Below are 19,422 nucleotides of genomic sequence, written 5' to 3' on the forward strand. Positions count from 1 at the left end.
TCACACCGAGTATTTCTCGATCAGCCCATTCTTGTAGAGCTTGCCGGTGTCGGTGCGCGGCAGCTGCGCTTCGAAGGCGATCGATCGCGGGCATTTGTAGTGCGCCAACCGGTCTCGCAGCCACGCCGTCAGCTCGTCGGCGAATTCGTCGGTGGCGTCGGCCTGGTCGACGGTCTGCACGGCCGCCACGACGCGCTGGCCCATCTCGTCATCGGGCACCCCGAACACCGCGGCGTCGAGCACCTTCGGGTGGGTGACCAGAAGGTTCTCGGCCTCCTGCGGGTAGATGTTCACCCCGCCGGAGATGATCATGTGGTGGCGCCGGTCGGTCAGGTAGAGGTAGCCCTCGTCGTCGAGGTAGCCGATGTCCCCGACGGTGGCCCAGCCGTGCTTGTCGCGCGACGAGGCGGTTTTCGTTGGGTCGTTGAGGTATTCGAAGGAATAGCCGCCCTCAAAATAGATCTCTCCGGCCTGCCCCGGCGGCAGCTCGTTGCCGTGCTCGTCGAGAATATGCACGGCGCCCCCCATGGGCTTGCCGACCGAACCCGGATGCGCCAGCCACTCTTCGGCGGTGATCAGCGTCGACCCGTGCGCTTCCGAGGACGCGTAGTACTCGTCGATGATCGGCCCCCACCAGTCGATCATCTGCTTCTTGATCTCCACCGGGCAGGGAGCCGCGGCGTGCATCACCCGCTGCAGGCTGGCCAGGTCGTACGAATGACGAACCTGCTCAGGCAGTTTCAGCATGCGGGTGAACATCGCCGGGACGAACTGGCCGTGCGTGACGCGGTGTCGCTGGATGACGTCCAGGCAGCCTTCGGCGTCGAACTTCTCCATCACCACCGTGGTGATGCCGCCGGCCTGCGCGCTCATCGACCACACCGACGGCGCCGTGTGGTACAGCGGAGCCGGGCTGAGGTAGATCGAGTCGGGCGTCATCCAGAAACCAACCAGTGCGGACATCATGCCCGGCGCCTCGGCTGGTGGCACGTGCGGCAATTCGCGCTTGATGCCCTTGGGCCGGCCGGTGGTGCCCGACGAGTACTGCAGCAGGTCGCCCTCGATCTCGTCATCGATCGGGGTATCGGGCTGGCCTGCAACGCATTCCGGGTAACGCTCCCACCCAGGCAAATCACCGTCGGCGATCAGCAGCAGCTCCGGCAGCCCGCCCGGCAGCTGCTCGGCCAGGCCGGTGAGGGTGTCGCGCAGCGCCGCCGACCCGATGATGGCCTTCGCGCTGCTGTTGTCGATGATGTAGGCCGCCTCTGCCGCGGTCAGGTGGGTGTTGATCGGCACGTAGTACAAACCGCTGCGACGAGCCGCCCACATCACCGCGTGGATGTGCTCGTTGTTCTCCATCAGGATGGCGACGGTGTCGCCCTCGCGCAGACCCGCCTCGCGGAACCGGTGCGCCAGCCGATTGGCGCGGGCCTCGAGGTCGTCGAAGGTGACGACCGTTCCGGACGGGTACAGGATGACAGCAGCTTTGTCGGCGCCGATATACGGGCGGATCTGCATGCGCAGACTGTACCGTCACCAAACTTGACGGGTGTTAAGTGGTCACGCCAGCAAACGCGCGCCGCGGCGCTCGGGGAAGCGGTGCGGCGGGCGGGCCCGAGCATTTTGGCCGTCGGCCGCGGACACCGGGAAAGTCGGCGGGGATAACGCGGTTCAGTACACTGCCGTTGGCCTTGGCAGTTAGCCTTGGCGGGTACGCCACTTCTCGCACCGGAGGTGCGCATGACCGCCGAGCAGGTATCGGAGCCTGCGGCATTCGCCTCGCCTCCCGCGCCGGACCGCAAATTCGCCGTGTCCGACTATGTCGACGGCATGGAGCGTCTGGCGCACGCGGTCCAGGAGCTGTCGCTGGCCCGCAGCCTGCCCGATATCCAGCGGATCGTGCGTACCCAGGCGCGTGAACTGACCGGCTGTGACGGCGCCACGTTCGTGCTCCGCGACAACGACCGCTGCTACTACGCCGACGAGAACGCGATCGCCCCGCTGTGGAAGGGCAGCCGCTTCCCAATCCGGTCCTGCATCAGCGGGTGGGCGATGCTCAACCGCGACGCGGCGGTCATCCCCGACATCTACAGCGACCCGCGCATCCCGCACACCCTGTATCGCCCGACGTTCGTCAAGAGCCTGGTGATGGTGCCGATCCGCAAGCTGGATCCCATCGGCGCGATCGGAAACTACTGGGCCGACCCGCATCAGCCGTCCGAGCAGGAGGTTCACCTGCTGCAGGCCCTGGCCGACTCCACCTCGATCGTCATGGAAAACATTCAGGTCTACTCCGAACTGGAACAGCGCGTCCGCGACCGGACCGCCGCGCTGGAGAACGCCAACGAGGAGATCCGCCGGCTGTCGGTGACCGACGAACTGACCGGGCTGAACAATCGTCGCGGCTTCTACCTGCTGGCCGAGCAGAAGCTCAGCGGGGCACACCATCTCGGCCACAACTGCGTGCTCGCCTTCCTCGACGTCGACGGGCTCAAGAAGGTCAACGACGAGCAGGGCCACGATGCGGGCGACTCCCTGATCAAGAATGTCGCTCACGTGTTGCGCACGATCCGCCGCGAATCCGACATCCTCGCGCGCATCGGCGGCGACGAATTCTGCGTGATGGTCACCGAAAACGACGGCGACACAGCATCACTCAAGGAGCGCCTGGCCGAGGCATTCACGAACTTCAACAAGACCGGCGACCGGCCCTACCGGGTGTCGGCCAGCATCGGTTTGGTGCGGGCGCCGGTGTCTGACACCGCCACCGTGGACGAGCTGCTGGCGCGCGCCGACGCACTGATGTACCAGGAGAAGAAGGCCAGCCCCGACTCGCGGCGCGCGGGCTAGTCAGCGCGCGAGCGGGTTCAGCCCGCTTCGGACAGCCGCTGCTTGAGCGCCTCGAACTCGTCGCGGACACCGGTGGGCAGCTTGTCGCCGACGAACTCGAACCACTCCTCGATCAAGGGCAGCTCCTCGCGCCACTCGGCGGGGTTGACCGCCAGCGCCTTGGCCACGTCGCCGCCATCGACGTCCAGGCCGTCCAGGTCCAGGTCGTCGGCGGTTGGCACGATGCCGATCGGGGTGTCCTGGCCGCCGGCCTGGTGCTCGATGCGGTCCACGATCCACTTGAGCACCCGGCTGTTCTCGCCGAAGCCCGGCCACAGGAAGCCGCCGTCTTCGTCGCGGCGGAACCAGTTGACGAAGAACACCTTCGGCATCTTCGACTCATCGGAGTTCTTGCCCAGGTCGATCCAGTGCTGGAAGTAGTCACCGACGTGATAGCCCAGGAACGGCAGCATGGCCATCGGGTCGCGGCGCACGGTGCCGACCTTGCCCTCGGCGGCGGCGGTCTGCTCACTGCCCATGGTGGCTCCCATGAACACGCCGTGCTGCCAGTCGCGGGCCTGCGTCACCAGCGGCACCGTGGTCTTGCGGCGGGCGCCGAACAGGATGCCCGAGATCGGCACGCCCTGCGGGTCGTCCCACTCCGGCGCCAGGATCGGGCACTGCGACATCGGGGTGCAGTAGCGCGAGTTGGGGTGCGCGGCATTCTCGCCGGAATCGGGCGTCCAGTCGCGACCCTTCCAGTCGGTCAGGTGCTCCGGCTCGCCCTCCAGGCCTTCCCACCACACGTCATTGTCGTCGGTGAGCGCCACGTTGGTGAAGACGGTGTTGCCGGCCTCGATGGTGCGCATGGCGTTGGGGTTGGACTTCCAGTTGGTCCCCGGCGCGACGCCGAAGAAACCGAACTCGGGGTTGACCGCGTACAGGCGGCCGTCCTTGCCGAACCGCATCCAGGCGATGTCGTCACCGAGCGTCTCGGCGCGCCAGCCCGGGATGGTCGGCTGCAGCATGGCGAGGTTGGTCTTGCCGCACGCCGACGGGAATGCCGCGGCGAAGTAGTAGGCCTTGTTCTCGGGGGAGATGAGCTTGAGGATCAGCATGTGCTCGGCGAGCCAGCCCTCGTCGTGGGCCATCGCCGAGGCGATGCGCAGCGAGTAGCACTTCTTGCCCAGTAGTGCGTTCCCGCCGTAGCCCGAGCCGTAACTCATGATCTCGCGGGTCTCCGGGAAGTGGGTGATGTATTTGGTGTCGTTGCACGGCCACGGCACGTCCTTTTGGCCCGGCTCCAGCGGCGCGCCCACCGAGTGCAGCGCCTTGACGAAAAACCCGTCGTCGCCCATCTTTTCCAGGGCGGCCTTGCCCATCCGGGTCATCACCTTCATCGAGATGACGACGTACTCGGAGTCGGTGATCTCCACGCCCAGCTTCGGGTCGTCGGCGCCGAGGGGTCCCATGCAGAACGGCACCACCCACATGGTGCGGCCGCGCATACAACCGCGGTACAGGTTGCTCATGGTGGCCCGCATCTCGGACGGGTCCATCCAGTTGTTGGTGGGTCCGGCACCGTCCTGCTTCTCGGTGCAGATGAAGGTCCGGGACTCCACGCGCGCCACGTCGGACGGGTCCGACAGCGCCAGGTAAGAGTTCGGGTGCTTGTTCTCGTTGAGCTTCTTCAACGTGCCCGCCTCGACCAGCTGGGCGGCCAGGCGGTTGAACTCCTCGTCGGAGCCATCAGCGAAGATCACCCGGTCGGGCTGGGTGAGTTCGGCGACCTCCTGCACCCATGACAGCAGGCCCTGGTGGTTCGTGGGTGCTGTGTCCAAACCGGGTATGGTCGCTGAGGTCATCGAACTCTCCTGGATTCTTCTGCGTATCGGGCTGGTGTTGCTCGCTATGCTCTCGCCCACACAATTAAGGGATTGGTGGCGTTAACTACAGGTTATCTTGAGGATCTTGTCGGGGAAGTCTCGGGCAGGTATAAGCCTTCTCACAACAACGATTCAGAAGATCCCGACGGGTCGCCATCTTCGCTCCTCGAAGCGGGTTTTTCGATTTCGTCACCGCCGGCGTCTGCGGAGTGACTTTCGTCTTCTCGTATACCCGGTTCTCCCAGTTCTGCACGCACGGCCGCCAGGGCCGCCGTCACCGCGGGCATCTCCCGATCGCGCGCGGCCGAGGCCCGCGCGGCGGCCAGGGCGTGCTCGCGCAGTTCGGTGTCGATGACACCCACCGAGGCGGCCACCTCCGCGTTCTCGGCCTCGTCCTGGGCCAGCAACGCCTTGCTCAACACCGACTCGGCGACCAGCACCCGGGTGGCGACCAGCTCCTCGGCGACCGACTGCAGCGAGGCCGTGACGTCGCCCGCCCAGCGGTCTAGCAGCGCCCGGTCGTGCAGCAGCGCACGGATATTGATCACCATGAAGGTGAGGCCCACCGAGATCGCGACGCACGCCAGTGCCGCGACGACGGCCAGCGCGGGGTTCAGCCGCGAGGCCAGGCCGCTCATCAGCCGGCTCAGCGTCAGCGCCACCCCCAGGCCGAACCCGACGCCGAGCAGGATCATCAGCCAGGTTTCCTGGCGCCGCGATTTCAGTGGCTGCGGCGAGACGTCTACGGCCGGCAGCTGCTCGAGCGGGGGCAGCTCCATCGGCACATCCATCGCCCGTGCCACCTCGGCCAGTTGCGCGTCGGTGCTTTCGCTGACCTCGGCGACCACCCCGTCCAGCTGGTCGCGCGTGACCGCCTCGAAGCCGGCCATGTTGCGCCGCGACAAACCCGCCGCGTACTCCTGCAGTTCGGTGCGCACGCCCGCGCACCGGTTACGTGCCGAGTGGGACAGCGCGACTCGAGCCTGCTGGATCTGACTGCGCAGCGTGATGGTGCGCTCGCTTTTCGCCTGACGCCGCTGCTGCAACGCGGTGCTGCGCTCCTCGCGCAGCGCCTCGACCCGGGCCCGCCGACCCGACCCCTCGACCTCGCGATCAAATCGCCGCGCCACCGTCTGCAGACGGGATTCCCACGCCCGCAACCTGTTTCGCCGGGCAAGATCGGGGTCGTTGAGTTGCGCCGAGACGGCGTCGACCAGCTCGTCGACGTTGGGCTCACCCAGGTCGGGCAGGGCCGCCACACCCACCCAGGGCGCCCGGCCGTAGCGGGGCGCGTGCGTGCCCAGCGAGTCGCGGTTGGCGGCGACGATGTCGCGCCAGTTGAGATGCACGTCGATCTTGGACACCACGCCGACGACCGCATCGGTGTGCTCGGTCGCGGCGTCCAGCAGCGCACAGTCCGACGGCGTCAGGTTGGCGGCCGCCGACACGACGAACACCACCAGCATCGGCACCTCGCCGGGCTCCAGATCGGTCGACTCCACGAATTTGTGTTGCGGTAGCCGCTTCCGCAGGGCGTCGGTCACCGCGGTGACCCCGGCCATCCACGGACCGGTCACCAGCACCACGTCGCAGCGCTGAATCGCCGGCGGATCCAGCCCCGGCCCGGCAGCCGCCACCAGCGCGTCCACCGCGGCGACGGGATCGTCGCTTGTCTCGCCGCTCACCAGGACTCTCCCGGCAGCGAGCCGCAGGCCTGGGACCACAGCCGCAACGATCCGCGCGCGATGTCGGCGCCACAGGAGCGGTGCAGTTCGCTGGCCGACGCGCGGCTGTAGCGTTGCCACCGCACCGCCCGCGGCAGGTGCCCGGACGGGTCGCGATGCGCGTCGAGGTGCTGCGGGTCGCCCGGCTCCAGCCCGGCGGCCTCGGCCAGATCCACCGCGGCCGCCATGCGGGCGACGACGGTGTCGTCGCGGGACAGGAAAGCGCTGATGCGCTCGGCGAGCGTGCCGCCCCCGGCGGCTAGCGCCTCGAGCTCGGCGACGGCGTCCAGCACCCGCTGATAGCGCGCCTCGGCGCCCAGCGCGCCGATTTTGGCCAAGACGGCGTCGACGCCGCTCATCCGGTGCAGCAGGGTCAGCACCTGGGCCGGGGTCCGGCCCTGCCGGAACGCGGCGACCGCCAGCGCGGTGCCGAACAGGTCGAGGCTGTCGAGCAGACGCTGCCGCACCTCTGTCGGCACCGGGGCGTCGGCGGCCAGGAATGCGGCGAAGGAGCCGTCGAAGCACGCGGTGCCGGGGTGAGCGGCCAGCGCGGCCAGCGCCGTCCACTGGGCGCTGTCCAGGTCGTCGAGCGCGGCGACCGCGAGCAGACCCGTCATCGGTTCCATGGGCACGCCGATCAGCGTCGAGAACTCCGTGCACCTGGCGCGCGCCGCCGCGATCGGGCCGTCGCCACCCCGCCCGGACAGCGAGCCCGCCAGGTCGGCCTTGTTCAGCACGGCCAGCACCGGGCGCCCGGCCGTCGCGATGGCCAGGGTGTCCTCGGGCTTGACCACCTCCGTGATCACGTGGACCACCACGTCGACGTCGCGCTCGGTCGTCGGGCTGTCGACCGCGATGCCGGCCGCGCGTCCCGCGCCGTCCAGGGCGCGGCGCACGGTGCGGCAGCCGACCCCCCGGCGGCCGCGCACAACCACGCGCAGGGGCGCGGCGGACCGCTGTGCGATCGCCGTCAGGCACGGGTCGACGTGGCCAGCGGCGAAGCGCGCCAGCTCGTCGACGAAACTCTGGTGTCCTTGTCCCCTCATATCCCGCCTGTTCGGTCCGGATGACCCCATGCCCGGCCGGCGTCGCCGCTACCGGAGGCAGCGCCGGGCCCGAGCGGTCCCACCGAATGGTGGCACCCGCGTCACCAAGAAGCGAGCCACCGTTAATGAGTTACCAGGTGGAGGCAACTGTTGGGTATCAATCCGGACCAGGGGCGGCTACATCCGAGGTTTATAGGCCACCATGGACAAATGCATGCGCAGCGCGGGGTGGCGATGTCTGCCGACACGCCGACTGGGGGCGCGGACCGCCCCGACCAGCGCTATCTCCCGGCCACGGCGTTCCGATCGCGCCGATCGGCCCTGTCCGATGCCCAGCGCCAGACCTGGGAACGCCGCTGGCCCGAGCTCGGCTTGTCGTTGGGCGCCGCAACCGACGAATCTGGGAGCTCCGAACCAACGCTGGATACTCGCGCCTGGTTCGGGCGACAGGCACCGGTGGTGCTCGAAATCGGCTGTGGCAGTGGCATTTCCACGCTAGCGATGGCCAAGGATGAACCCGATATCGATGTGGTCGCGGTGGAGATCTACCGGCGCGGGCTGGCGCAGCTGCTGTGCGCGATCGACCGCGACAAGGTCAGCAACATCCGGCTGATCCGCGGCAACGCCCTCGATGTGCTGCAACGCCTCATCGCGCCGGGTTCGTTGACGGGCGTGCGCGTCTTCTTCCCCGATCCGTGGCCGAAGGCGCGGCACCACAAACGCCGGTTCCTGCAGCCGGGCACGATTGGCTTGATAGCCGACCGGCTACTCCCCGGTGGTGTCCTGCACGCTGCGACGGACCACGCTGGCTACGCCGAGCACATCGCCGTGGTCGGCGCGGGTGAACCCCGCCTGCACCCGGTCGCTCCCGACAGTGCGCTGCCGATCTCGGTCGCGCGCCCGACCACCAAGTACGAGACGAAGGCTCAAGAAGCGGGCAGTGCCGTCACCGAATTCATTTGGCTTAGACGATGAGTAGGCGATGAGTATGAGCCTGACCGAAGAGACCGCGGCGGGAGCCCAACCCGTCGCGCCGCCGGCGGTGCTGACCGGCGACGAACTGGGCGGTTTCTCCCCTCCGGGTGGACGCGTGCTGTTGGTGTGGGACGCCCCGAACCTGGACATGGGGCTGGGCTCCATCCTGGGCCGCCGCCCGACAGCCCTGGAACGCCCGCGGTTCGACGCCCTGGGCCGCTGGTTGCTGGCGCGCACGGCCGAGGTCAGCGCCGGTCGACCCGGCGTCGTGGTGGAACCCGAGGCCACCGTGTTCACCAACATCGCGCCGGGCAGCGCCGACGTCGTCCGGCCGTGGGTGGACGCGCTCCGTAACGTGGGGTTCGCGGTCTTCGCCAAGCCGAAGATCGACGAGGACAGCGACGTCGACCGCGACATGCTGGCCCACATCGAACTGCGGCGCACCCAGGGTTTGGCGGCGCTGGTGGTGGCGTCCGCCGACGGTCAGGCGTTTCGTCACCCGCTGGAAGACATCGCACGAAGCGGGGTCGGCGTCCAGGTGATCGGATTTCGCGAACATGCGAGTTGGGCGCTAGCGTCGGATACCTTGGACTTCGTTGATCTGGAGGATATCGCTGGTGTCTTCCGGGAACCGTTGCCGCGGATCGGCCTAGATTCGCTGCCTGACCAGGGTGCGTGGCTGCAGCCGTTCCGGCCGCTCTCCGCGCTGCTGACCGCGCGTGTGTGACACTGGAAAACCAATGCGCGGGTCGTTAACGATCCAGTAAGGAGCTTGCGTGTTCGCCTGGTGGGGTCGAACTGTGTACCGATACCGGTACATCGTGATCGGGGTCACGGTAGCTCTGTGTCTGCTGGGTGGCGTCTTCGGGATCAGCCTGGGCAAGCATGTTACACAGAGCGGCTTCTACGACGACGGCAGCCAATCCGTTAAAGCCTCGGTGCTGGGCGACCAGACCTACGGCCGCGATCGCACCAGCCACGTGGTGGCCACCTTCACCGCCCCCAACGGAAAAACCGTCGATGACACGGCGTGGCGGGACAAAATCATCGGCGAGCTCAACAAGTTCAAGGCCGACCACCCCGACCAGGTCGTCGGCTGGGCCGGCTGGCTCGCGGCGCCGGACAGCACCAACCCCGTCATCAAGGGGATGGTCAGCGAGGACAAGAAGCACACCTTCGTGTCGATCCCGCTGAAGGGCAACGACGACGACAGCATCCTCAACAACTACAAAGCCATCCAGCCGGACCTGCAGAAGCTCGACGGCGGCACCGTGCAGTTGGCCGGCCTCGAGCCGATCGCCGAAGCGCTGACCGGCACCATCGCCACCGACCAGCGCCGCATGGAGGTCCTGGCACTGCCGTTGGTGACGGTCGTGCTGTTCCTGGTGTTCGGTGGCGCGGTCGCCGCCGGCCTGCCGGCCATCGTGGGCGGTCTGAGCATCGCGGGCTCGCTGGGCATCCTGCGCCTGGTCGCCGTGTTCGGGCCGGTGCACTTCTTCGCCCAGCCGGTCGTCTCGCTGATCGGCCTGGGTATCGCCATCGACTATGGGCTTTTCGTGGTGAGCCGGTTCCGGGAGGAGATAGCCGAGGGCTACGACACCGAGGCCGCGGTGCGAAGAACCGTGATGACAGCCGGGCGCACCGTGGCCTTCTCCGCGGTGCTGATCATTGCGTCCAGCGCCAGCCTGCTGGTGCTGCCGCAGGGCTTCGTGCATTCGCTCACCTACGCGATCTTCGCCGCCGTGGGACTTGCCGCGTTGCTGTCGATCACGTTCCTGCCGGCGTGCCTGGCCATCCTCGGCCGCCATGTCGACGCGCTGGGCGTGCGGACCGCGTTCCGGGTGCCGTTCCTGCGGAACTGGAAGTATTCGCGTGCCTACCTGAACTGGCTGGCCGACCGGCTGCAGAAGACGAAGACCCGCGAAGAGGTCGAGGCCGGGTTCTGGGGCAAGCTCGTCAACTGGGTGATGAAGAAGCCGCTGGCCTTCGCCATCCCGATCGCCGTCGGCATGATCCTGCTGGTCATCCCGCTGGGCAACCTGTCGTTCGGCGGCATGAGCGAGAAGTACCTGCCCCCGGACAATCCGGTGCGCCTGGCGCAGGAACACTTCGACAAGCAATTCCCCGGCTACCGGACCGAGCAGCTGACGATGGTGATCCAGAGCACCAACGGCAGCAAGGTGACCGACCAGCAGGTGGCCGACATCCGCAACAGGATCTCCTCGATCGGCGGCTTCACCGACAAGACGTGGGAGGAGCGGGCCTGCCCGACCATCGCCGGTAACCCCTGCGTCGCCGGCCCGAACGGGACGACTGTGCCCAAAGACGGCTCGGTGCGGGTGATCCAGAACGGCCTGCTCAACAAGAGCGATGCGGCGAAGAAGCTCACCGAACTTCGGTCGGTGAATCCCCCGAAGGGGCTCAACCTCTATGTCGGCGGCACGCCGGCGCTGGAGCAGGACAGCATCCACAGCCTGGCCGAGAAGGGCCCGTTGATGCTGGTGCTGTTGCTCAGCGCCACCCTGCTGCTGATGTTCCTGGCCTTCGGGTCGGTGGTGCTGCCGGTCAAGGCGGTGCTGATGAGCGCGCTGACCCTGGGCTCCACCCTGGGCATCCTGACCTGGATCTTTGTCGACGGGCACTTGTCGGGTGTCTTGAATTTCACCCCGACGCCGCTGATGGTGGTGCTCATCGCGCTGGTCGTCGCGGTCGGTTTCGGTCTGGCCACCGACTACGAGGTGTTCCTGGTCTCGCGCATGGTCGAGGCGCGGGAGCGCGGCATGTCGACGGCCGAGGCCATCCGGATCGGGACGGCGACCACCGGACGCCTGATCACCGCCGCCGCGCTGGTGCTGGCGGTGGTCGCCGGTTCGTTCGTGTTCTCCGACCTGGTGCTGATGAAGTATCTGGCCTTCGGTCTGATGGCGGCGCTGCTGCTGGACGCCACCGTCGTCCGGATGTTCCTGGTGCCGTCGGTGATGAAGCTGCTCGGCGACGACTGCTGGTGGGCGCCGCGCTGGGCCCGCCGCCTGCAGAACAAGATCGGCCTTGGCGAGATCGACCTGCCCGACGAGCGCAAGCGGCCGACGCTCAATGGCCGGCCCGCGCGGCCGCCGGTTGCGGCCAGCCTGGTCGCCGCGGCGCCGCGGCCCCCGCACGACCCGACGCATCCGGGAGCGCCGGAGCCGTCGCGGCCCGCGCGACCCGGCCCCACCGACCCGCGGCCCGCGCAGGAACCGGCCGCGAGCACGACGCGCATTCCGGCCCGGCCCAGCCAGCCGACCGAAGCCAAGACGACGCGCTTCGCCGCCCAGGGCGCACCCGGCCGTGACCGGCCGGCCGATCCGCGTCCCGCCAATTCCGCGCCGCAGGCTCCGCAGCGACCCCCGGCGCCGGGTCCGGCGGCACCGCCGTCCGGCGATGAGACCCGGGCCATCCCGGTTCCCGGCAACCGGTCCGACGACAACGGCGACGCCGCCGAGCCCACCACCGCCCTGCCTAAGATGCGCCCGGAAGGCAACGATCCCGACGCCGCCACCGACCAGGCGGACGCGGGGGGTCAGGGCGAGAACGGCGACCCGGCGCGGCAACGCCGGCGCTCCGGCGGCGGCCTGTCCGCCCAGGATCTGCTGCGCCGCGAGGGACGGCTGTAACCAGGCGCCCGGGCGTCGCTCAACGCCGCGAAAAGGCTTGAGCCTCAGCCGGATTCGTCCCCGGGTTTGTCGGGCTCGGCCTGCAGGATCGCGTTCTTCTCGTCCGACTCCTCGGTCTGTTTCTCGGCTTCGGCGGCCGGATCGCGTGCCAACAGCACCTGGATCGCGTTGTTGAGGAACGCGACCGTGGGAACGGCCAGCAGGGCGCCGACGATCCCGGCGAGCACGCCACCGGTGGAGATGGCCAGCACCACCCCGAGCGGGTGAATCGAGACCGCGCGGCCCATCACCAGCGGTTGCAGCAGATGGGCCTCGATCTGGTTGACCGCGATGAGTAGGCCCAGCGTGATCAAGGCGTACACGACGCCCTTGGCCAACAGCGCGACCACCACGGCCACCAGGCCCGAGATCAGGGCACCGACCAGCGGGATGAACGCGCCCAGGAACACCACCGATGACAGCGGCAGCGCGAGCGGGACGCCCATGACGGCCAAACCGGTGCCGACCCCCGCCGCGTCGGTCAGGGCCACCAGGAAGGTGGCCCGCACGTACCCGATCAGCGACCCGTATCCGGCATTGCCGGCTTCGTGCACCCGGCCGCGGACGTCCCTCGGGATGATCTGCACGACGTACTGCCAGATGTTGCGCCCGCCGTAGAGGAAGAAGATCAGCGTGAACAGCACCAGCACCGCCGCGGTGACCAGCTCCGTGATGGTGGCCGCGGTGGAGAGCGCGCCGCTGGTCAGCTTCGCCTGATTGTTGTGCAGCGCCTCGATGGCGGCGTTGCCCGCGCTGTCGATCTGTTCGTTGCGCAGGTGCGCCGGTCCGTGGATGAGCCAGCGGCGCGTCGACTCGATGCTCTGCGTCACCTGTTCGGTCAGCCCGGGCAGGCCGTCGATGAACTGCAGGATGACGAACGCCAGGATGCCGCCCAGGATCGCGAAGCCACCCAGCAGCACCAGCGCCACGGCGCCGCCGCGTGGCAGGCCCTGCTTGTCCAGCCAATCGACCACCGGCACCAGCAACGCGCTCAGCAGCAGCGCCACCAGCACCGGGACGACGATGACTTCGAGTTTCTGCACTACCCACAGCAGGGCGAGCACGGCGATCAGGATGACCAGCAAGCGCCAGGCCCAGGCGGCGGTCTTGCGGACGAGGGGTTCGACCGACGCATCGTCGGCGTTTGCTGACATTTGGCCAGCCTATCCGCGGCACACCCTCAAACGTGCCTCGAAGCCGTCTCACGGGGTTGAGCGCGTCGGCCGGAGCCATCGCCGTCGGCACGATCCGGTTACGACGTCGACACGGTAGGCGGTGCGCAGCGATCGCGGCGCCACCTGCACCGTTACCCTAAATCACGTGCCGCACGACGCACCCGCCCGCAACCTCGACTTCCCGCGCGAAGAAGCCCCGCGCGGGAAGTACTGGTGGGTGCGCTGGGTGATCCTCGCCGCGGTTGCCGTCGTGCTTGCCGTCGAGGTTTCGCTGGGCTGGCATCAGCTGGCCAAAGCCTGGATGAGCCTGTACGAGGCGAACTGGTGGTGGTTGCTCGCATCGGTGGCGGCGGCGGCCGCGTCGATGCACAGCTTTGCCCAGATCCAGCGCACGTTGCTCAAGTCGGCCGGGGTGCACGTCAAGCAGTTGCGCTCCGAGGCCGCGTTCTATGCCGCCAATTCGCTGAGCACCACTCTGCCCGGCGGGCCCGTGCTGTCGGCGACCTTCCTGTTCCGGCAGCAGCGGCTGTGGGGCGCCTCGGCCGTGGTGGCGTCGTGGCAGTTGGTGATGTCGGGTGTGCTGCAGGCGGTGGGTTTGGCTTTGCTCGGCCTGGGCGGCGCCTTCCTGCTGGGCGCGAAGAACAACCCGTTCTCGCTGCTGTTCACCCTCGGTGGCTTCGTCGCGCTGCTGCTGCTGGCCCAGGCCGTCGCGTCACGGCCGGAGCTGATCGACGGCATCGGCAGCCGGGTGTTGGCGTGGGTCAACTCGGTGCGCGGCAGGCCGGCCGACACCGGCCTGGACAAGTGGCGCGAGACGTTGATGCAGCTGGAATCGGTGAGCTTGGGCCGGCGCGACCTGGGGGTGGCGTTCGGCTGGTCGATGTTCAACTGGATCGCCGACGTCGCCTGCCTGGGCTTCGCCGCCTACGCGGCCGGGGATCACGCCTCGGTGGCCGGGTTGACGGTGGCGTATGCGGCCGCCCGCGCGGTCGGCACGATCCCCCTGATGCCCGGCGGCCTGTTGATCGTCGAGGCGGTGCTGGTGCCCGGCCTGGTGTCCAGCGGGATGTCGCTGCCCAACGCGATTTCGGCCATGCTGATCTACCGGCTGATCAGCTGGTTGCTCATCTCCGCGATCGGCTGGGTGGTGTTCTTCTTCGTGTTCCGCACCGAGAACATCGCCGACTCCGACGAGGACCCGATCACGGGACCGCTCCCGATCGTGCCGCTGCAGGGCGACTCCGCGGCCGACCCGACCGAGACCGCGCTGCAGGGGCCGTTGCCGCCGGACCGCGATCCGGAACCCGAGGGCCAGTCCTAGTGGCGATCGCGAGGGCGGCGTAGCCGGGCGAAGCGGGTCGCCACCATCGGCCCTAGTGGCGATCGCGAGGGCGGCCGCGGCGATCGCAAGCGCGGCCTGCCGGGCGCAGCGGGTCGCCGCATAGTCGAACCCGGGCGAAGCGGGTCGCCAGCATCGGGCCTAGTGGCGATCGCGAGGGCGGCCGCGGCGATCGCAAGCGCGGCCTGCCGGGCGCAGCGGGTCGCCGCATAGTCGAACCCGGTCGAAGCGGGTCGCCGCCATCGGGCCTAGCCGACGGTGTTGCCGCGCGACGGGCCCGGCAGCGGGTTGGTCGCCGCGGGCGGCGCGGGCTGCGGCGCGGCGGCCGGGGCGCCACCGGTGGTACCGCCCAGCGTCGAAGCGCCCACGGGGTTCCCGGGCAGGGCGGGCAGCCCGCCGGCCGCACCCTGTGCCTGCTGCATCAGCCCCATCGCCTGCGGGATCGAGATCGGCAACTTGCACTGCAGCGACAGGTTGGTCAGCGGCTGGGCGATCGACGTCATGTCACCGGCGACCTTGGGGTTCGCGTCGAAGTAGGACTTCAGCCCGTTCACCGACTGCGGCCCCGCCTGCTGCTGCAGCATCGAGGTCATCGTCTGGTTGGTCTCCGGGTGCGAGTCCAGGTAGTCACCCATCGACTTGGAGACCGAGCCGATCGTCCGGGCGACCTCACTGGCCGCGCACGGGTCGTTGGCGCCGGTTGCCGGGGCGCCGGCGAGCACCGCGACGGCCACACCGGGCACCGTGGCGGCGATCAGCCCGGCGAAGATTTTGCGACCCCGTCCAGCGGTGGCTCTCGTCATGGATAACTCCTTAGGAGTTTGCGATGACGGCCGAATCGGCGCCTCGCAAACGACTGCGATAAGAACGGCCCCACGCGACCCGTCCCCCCGAATCCCCGGGCCTCGCGGGCCTCGCGGGCCTCCGACATCCTGCCATCGCCGATATCACCCCTGCCAGTCCGAACGACGGCCGGGCCGGATGTGTGACCGAAATCCCGCTTGGTCACCGGTTCACAACATCTTCGCAGCGTCTTGACAACAACGCCGTCACCGCAGCTCAGGAACTAGATAAGGCCACATAATCCACAGGCTGCTGCGGTATCGTCGCCAACACGCGTTAGCGAGAGCGGGGAGCGACGAAATCCAGCAGTTAATGATGCGCCTCAGCCGCAGCCTGCGTAAGTACCGCTGGTTGGTCTTCACGGGCTGGTTGCTGGCATTGGTTCCGGCGGTCTACCTGGCGTTGACGCAGTCGGGCAACCTGACCGGCGGTGGGTTTGACGTGGCCGGATCGCAGTCGCTGGCGGTGCACGACCAGCTGGAGGATCTCTACCACGACCAGGGCGGATCGTCGCTGGCGCTGGTGGCCGCGCCCCGGCCCGACGCCAGCTACCAGGACATGAACGACGCCGTCGCGCAGCTGCGACAGATCGCCGCCGGCATCCCCGGCACCACGGAGATCCCCAACCCCACCCAGCGGCCCCCGCAGCCCGACCGGCCCTACGTGCTCTCGGTGCGGCTGGATTCCCGCAACACCAGCGACGTCGCCAAGCAGCTCCGCACCAAGGTCGGCATCAAGGGCGACCAGCCCGGCCAGACCGCGAACGGCCGCGTGCGCCTCTACGTCATCGGCCAGGGCGCGCTGTCCGCCGCCGCCGCGGCCAACACCAAGCACGACATCGCCGCCGCCGAGAAGTGGAACCTGCCGGTCATCCTGATCGTGCTGCTCGCGGTGTTCGGGTCGCTGGCCGCCGCCGCCATCCCGCTGGCCCTGGGCATCTGCACGGTCGTGGTGACCATGGGCCTGGTCTATCTGCTGTCCGCCTACACCACCATGTCGGTGTTCGTGACCTCGACGGTGTCCATGTTCGGGATCGCACTGGCCGTCGACTATTCACTGTTCATCCTGATGCGATTCCGGGAGGAGCTGCGCACCGGGCGCCAGCCCCGCGAAGCCGTCGACGCCGCGATGGCCACCTCCGGGCTGGCGGTGGTGCTGTCCGGCATGACGGTGATCGCGTCCCTCACCGGGATCTATGTGATCAACACCCCGGCGCTGAAGTCGATGGCCACCGGCGCCATCCTGGCCGTCGCGGTGGCCATGCTGACCTCGACGACCCTGACCCCGGCGGCGCTGGCGACGTTCGGACGGGCGGCCGCCAAGCGGTCGGGCTTCCTGCACTGGTCGCGGCGGCCCGAAAGCACCCAGTCCCGGTTCTGGAACCGCTGGATCGGCTGGGTGATGCGCCGGCCGTGGGTGTCCGCGCTGGCGGCATCGCTGGTGCTGCTCGTGATGGCCGCGCCGGCGGCGTCGATGGTGCTGGGCAACAGCCTGCTCCGCCAGTTCGACTCGTCGCACGAAATCCGCGCCGGGGTGGGCGCCGCGGCCCAAGCCCTCGGTCCCGGTGCGCTGGGCCCCATCCGGGTGCTGATCAACTTCCCCGACGGCGGCGCGGCCTCCCCCGAACACAGCCACACCGTCGGTGCGATCCGCCAGCGGATGTCGCAGGCACCCAACATCGTCTCGGTGACGCCGCCTCAGTTCGCCGAGGACAACGGCAGCGCGCTGCTGTCCGCCGTGCTGTCGGTGGACCCCGAGGACATGAAGGCCCGCGAGACCGTCGGCTGGATGCGCGCGCAGCTGCCCAAAGTTCCGGAGGCGGGCACGGCGCGCGTCGACGTCGGCGGTCCGACCGCGCTGATCAAGGACTTCGACGACCAGGTCTCGGCGACCGAGCCACTGGTGCTGGCCATCGTCGCGGCAATCGCATTCGTGATGCTGCTGGTCTCGGTCCACTCGGTCTTCCTGGCGCTCAAGGGCGTCCTGATGACGTTGCTATCGGTCGCTGCCGCCTACGGCAGCCTGGTGATGGTGTTCCAGTGGGGCTGGCTGAAGGATCTCGGCTTCGCCCAGATCAGCTCGATCGACAGCACCGTGCCCCCGCTGGTGCTCGCGATGACCTTCGGGTTGTCGATGGACTACGAGATATTCCTGCTCACCCGCATCCGGGAGCGCTTCCTGCATTCCGGCAACACCCGCGACGCGGTGGCCTACGGCGTAAGCACCAGCGCCCGCACCATCACCAGCGCCGCGCTGATCATGATCGCGGTGTTCATCGGCTTCGCGTTCGCCGGCATGCCGCTGGTGGCCGAGATCGGCGTGGCGTGCGCGGTCGCGATCGCGGTGGACGCCACCGTGGTGCGGCTGGTGATGGTGCCTGCGCTGATGGCGATGTTCGCGCAGTGGAACTGGTGGCTGCCGCCGTGGCTGTCCCGGGTGCTGCCGTCGGTCGACTTCGACCGGCCACTGCCCGAAGTCGACCTCGGCGACGTGGTGGTCATCCCCGACGACATCTCGGCGCTGGTGGCGCCCAACGCCGACCTGCGGATGGTGCTCAAGTCCGCCGCGAAGCTCAAGCACCTGGCGCCCGACGCCATCTGCGTCACCGATCCGCTCGCCTTCACCGGCTGCGGCCGCAACGCCGCGCAGGCGTCGCCGGGCCCGGACGAGGACCAGACCCGCGGCCTGGGACCCGCGCAGATCCCCCACCAGGTCGCCCTCAGCGAGGAGAAAGTCAGCGTCGGCATGGGCGCCGGCGACAAGAAGCCCGGCACCAACGGCAACACCAACGGCTCCCTGGCGGCCAAGAAGCTGGTCGGCGGCCTGACCTCGCGCAACGGCATCGCCAAGGCCATCGCCGGGCCGGACCGGCCCGTTCACCCGGTGACGCTGTGGCGCGGACGCCTGTCGGTCGCAATCGACGCGCTGGAGACGGGCACGGACACCGTGACGGCCGGCGACGGACCGAGATACGAGCGGCGCAGCCCCGTGGAGACCACCAACGTGCAGCTGCCCACCGGTGACCGGCTGCTGGTCCCGACCGGCGCCGAAACCCTGCGGCTCAAGGGCTACCTGATCATGTGCCGTAACAGTCGGCGCGACTATGCCGATTTTGCAGACATGGTCGATTCGTTGGAGCCCGAGACCGCCGCAGTGGTGCTGGCCGGAATGGACAGGTACTACTGTTGTAAAACATCCAGGCGGCAGTGGATTGCCACCCAGTTGGTCCGTCGACTCGCAGATCCCGACCCCTGCGATTACCCGGAAGACCAGGGATCGGAAGCCGACGCTAACGCGGACTGGGAGGAAATCAGGCGACGCTGCCTGGCCGTGGCCGTAGCGATGCTGGAGGAGGCGAGGTGACGTTGGCACCCGACCGACGCCCTGCACCGCCGCCCCACCGGCCGGGCCCCGAGCAGCGTCCGCGCGGCAATGGACCGTCAGGAGGACCGTCCGGGTCCTTCCAGGACCCCGACCAGCCGGTGGAATTCTGGCCGACCGCGGCCATCCGCTCCGCCCTGCAGGGTGGTGACATCGCGACCTGGAAGCGCATCGCCGGCGCGCTGAAGCGCGACCCCTACGGACGGACCGCCCGCCAGGTCGAGGAGGTCCTCGAAGGCACCCGGCCATACGGCATCGCCAAGGCGCTGTGGGAGGTGCTCGAGCGGGCCCGCACCCACCTGGAGGCCAACGAGCGCGCCGAGGTGGCGCGTCACGTGCGGCTCCTGATCGATCGATCGGGGCTGGCCCCGCAGGAGTTCGCGTCCCGCATCGGGGTTACGGCCGAGGAGCTGGGCGGCTACCTCGACGGCAGCACCAGCCCGACGGCCGCGCTGATGATCCGGATCCGGCGGCTGTCGGACCGGTTCGTCAAGGTGAAGTCCGCCCGGTCCGCCGAAACCAACTGATCACG

At 68.7% G+C, this 19,422-nt stretch carries 13 protein-coding genes; 7 read left to right on the top strand and 6 right to left on the bottom strand.

The features are described 5' to 3' along the window. A complete protein-coding gene (gene fadD4, locus B8W69_RS17995) occupies window positions 1-1,518 on the bottom strand; it encodes a fatty-acid--CoA ligase FadD4 (RefSeq protein ID WP_085291162.1) in 1,518 nt (505 codons plus the stop codon). 222 nt (window positions 1,519-1,740) lie between these two features. Between fadD4 and B8W69_RS18000 the strand changes: the two genes are divergently transcribed. After that, entirely contained in the window at window positions 1,741-2,850 is a 1,110-nt protein-coding gene (locus B8W69_RS18000) for a GGDEF domain-containing protein (protein WP_085291163.1), read from the top strand. Between the two features lie 17 nt (window positions 2,851-2,867). Here B8W69_RS18000 and B8W69_RS18005 read toward each other — a convergent pair whose 3' ends face one another. The 3 genes from B8W69_RS18005 to B8W69_RS18015 all read right to left on the bottom strand — a co-directional run bounded on the left by B8W69_RS18005 (window position 2,868) and on the right by B8W69_RS18015 (window position 7,485). Next, on the bottom strand, window positions 2,868-4,694 hold the full coding sequence (locus B8W69_RS18005) for a phosphoenolpyruvate carboxykinase (GTP) (protein WP_085291164.1): 1,827 nt from the start codon (window positions 4,692-4,694) through the stop codon (window positions 2,868-2,870). 140 nt (window positions 4,695-4,834) lie between these two features. Beyond that, complete coding sequence (locus B8W69_RS18010; protein ID WP_181447432.1) at window positions 4,835-6,400, bottom strand: hypothetical protein; 1,566 nt, start codon at window positions 6,398-6,400, stop codon at window positions 4,835-4,837. Further along, window positions 6,397-7,485, bottom strand: a complete 1,089-nt coding sequence (locus B8W69_RS18015) for a hypothetical protein (RefSeq protein WP_085291166.1) — start codon at window positions 7,483-7,485, stop codon at window positions 6,397-6,399. Before B8W69_RS18015 ends, B8W69_RS18010 begins: the two co-directional genes overlap by 4 nt. A gap of 192 nt (window positions 7,486-7,677) precedes the next feature. Between B8W69_RS18015 and trmB the strand changes: the two genes are divergently transcribed. From trmB to mmpL3, 3 genes are read left to right on the top strand one after another with little or no spacing between them, the layout of a single operon-like run. Continuing rightward, the gene (gene trmB, locus B8W69_RS18020; RefSeq protein WP_181447433.1) at window positions 7,678-8,460 is read left to right on the top strand and encodes a tRNA (guanosine(46)-N7)-methyltransferase TrmB; all 783 of its coding nucleotides are present in this window, start codon (window positions 7,678-7,680) and stop codon (window positions 8,458-8,460) included. A gap of 13 nt (window positions 8,461-8,473) precedes the next feature. Then, window positions 8,474-9,187 (top strand): NYN domain-containing protein, encoded by a 714-nt coding sequence (locus tag B8W69_RS18025; protein WP_085291168.1) that lies wholly within the window; start codon window positions 8,474-8,476, stop codon window positions 9,185-9,187. A gap of 49 nt (window positions 9,188-9,236) precedes the next feature. Continuing rightward, entirely contained in the window at window positions 9,237-12,113 is a 2,877-nt protein-coding gene (gene mmpL3 / locus B8W69_RS18030; protein ID WP_085291169.1) for a trehalose monomycolate exporter MmpL3, read from the top strand. Between the two features lie 44 nt (window positions 12,114-12,157). On the opposite strand, the gene B8W69_RS18035 is transcribed toward mmpL3, so the two are convergent. Next, on the bottom strand, window positions 12,158-13,306 hold the full coding sequence (locus tag B8W69_RS18035) for an AI-2E family transporter (protein WP_085291170.1): 1,149 nt from the start codon (window positions 13,304-13,306) through the stop codon (window positions 12,158-12,160). Window positions 13,307-13,472: 166 nt separating this feature from the next. Between B8W69_RS18035 and B8W69_RS18040 the strand changes: the two genes are divergently transcribed. Continuing rightward, window positions 13,473-14,648 carry a lysylphosphatidylglycerol synthase transmembrane domain-containing protein gene (locus B8W69_RS18040; RefSeq protein WP_085291198.1) on the top strand — a complete coding sequence of 392 codons (1,176 nt, stop codon included), beginning with the start codon at window positions 13,473-13,475 and terminating at the stop codon, window positions 14,646-14,648. Window positions 14,649-14,914: 266 nt separating this feature from the next. On the opposite strand, the gene B8W69_RS18045 is transcribed toward B8W69_RS18040, so the two are convergent. Further along, window positions 14,915-15,469, bottom strand: coding sequence for a hemophore (locus tag B8W69_RS18045; RefSeq protein ID WP_085291171.1), 555 nt, complete (start codon window positions 15,467-15,469; stop codon window positions 14,915-14,917). A 352-nt stretch (window positions 15,470-15,821) separates the two neighbouring features. Between B8W69_RS18045 and B8W69_RS18050 the strand changes: the two genes are divergently transcribed. Further along, on the top strand, window positions 15,822-18,872 hold the full coding sequence (locus tag B8W69_RS18050) for an MMPL family transporter (protein ID WP_085291172.1): 3,051 nt from the start codon (window positions 15,822-15,824) through the stop codon (window positions 18,870-18,872). After that, window positions 18,869-19,417 carry a transcriptional regulator gene (locus tag B8W69_RS18055; RefSeq protein WP_085291173.1) on the top strand — a complete coding sequence of 183 codons (549 nt, stop codon included), beginning with the start codon at window positions 18,869-18,871 and terminating at the stop codon, window positions 19,415-19,417. Before B8W69_RS18050 ends, B8W69_RS18055 begins: the two co-directional genes overlap by 4 nt. Window positions 19,418-19,422: the final 5 nt, after the last annotated feature.

This window comes from Mycolicibacterium vulneris, from assembly GCF_002104765.1.
Lineage (GTDB): Bacteria > Actinomycetota > Actinomycetes > Mycobacteriales > Mycobacteriaceae > Mycobacterium > Mycobacterium vulneris.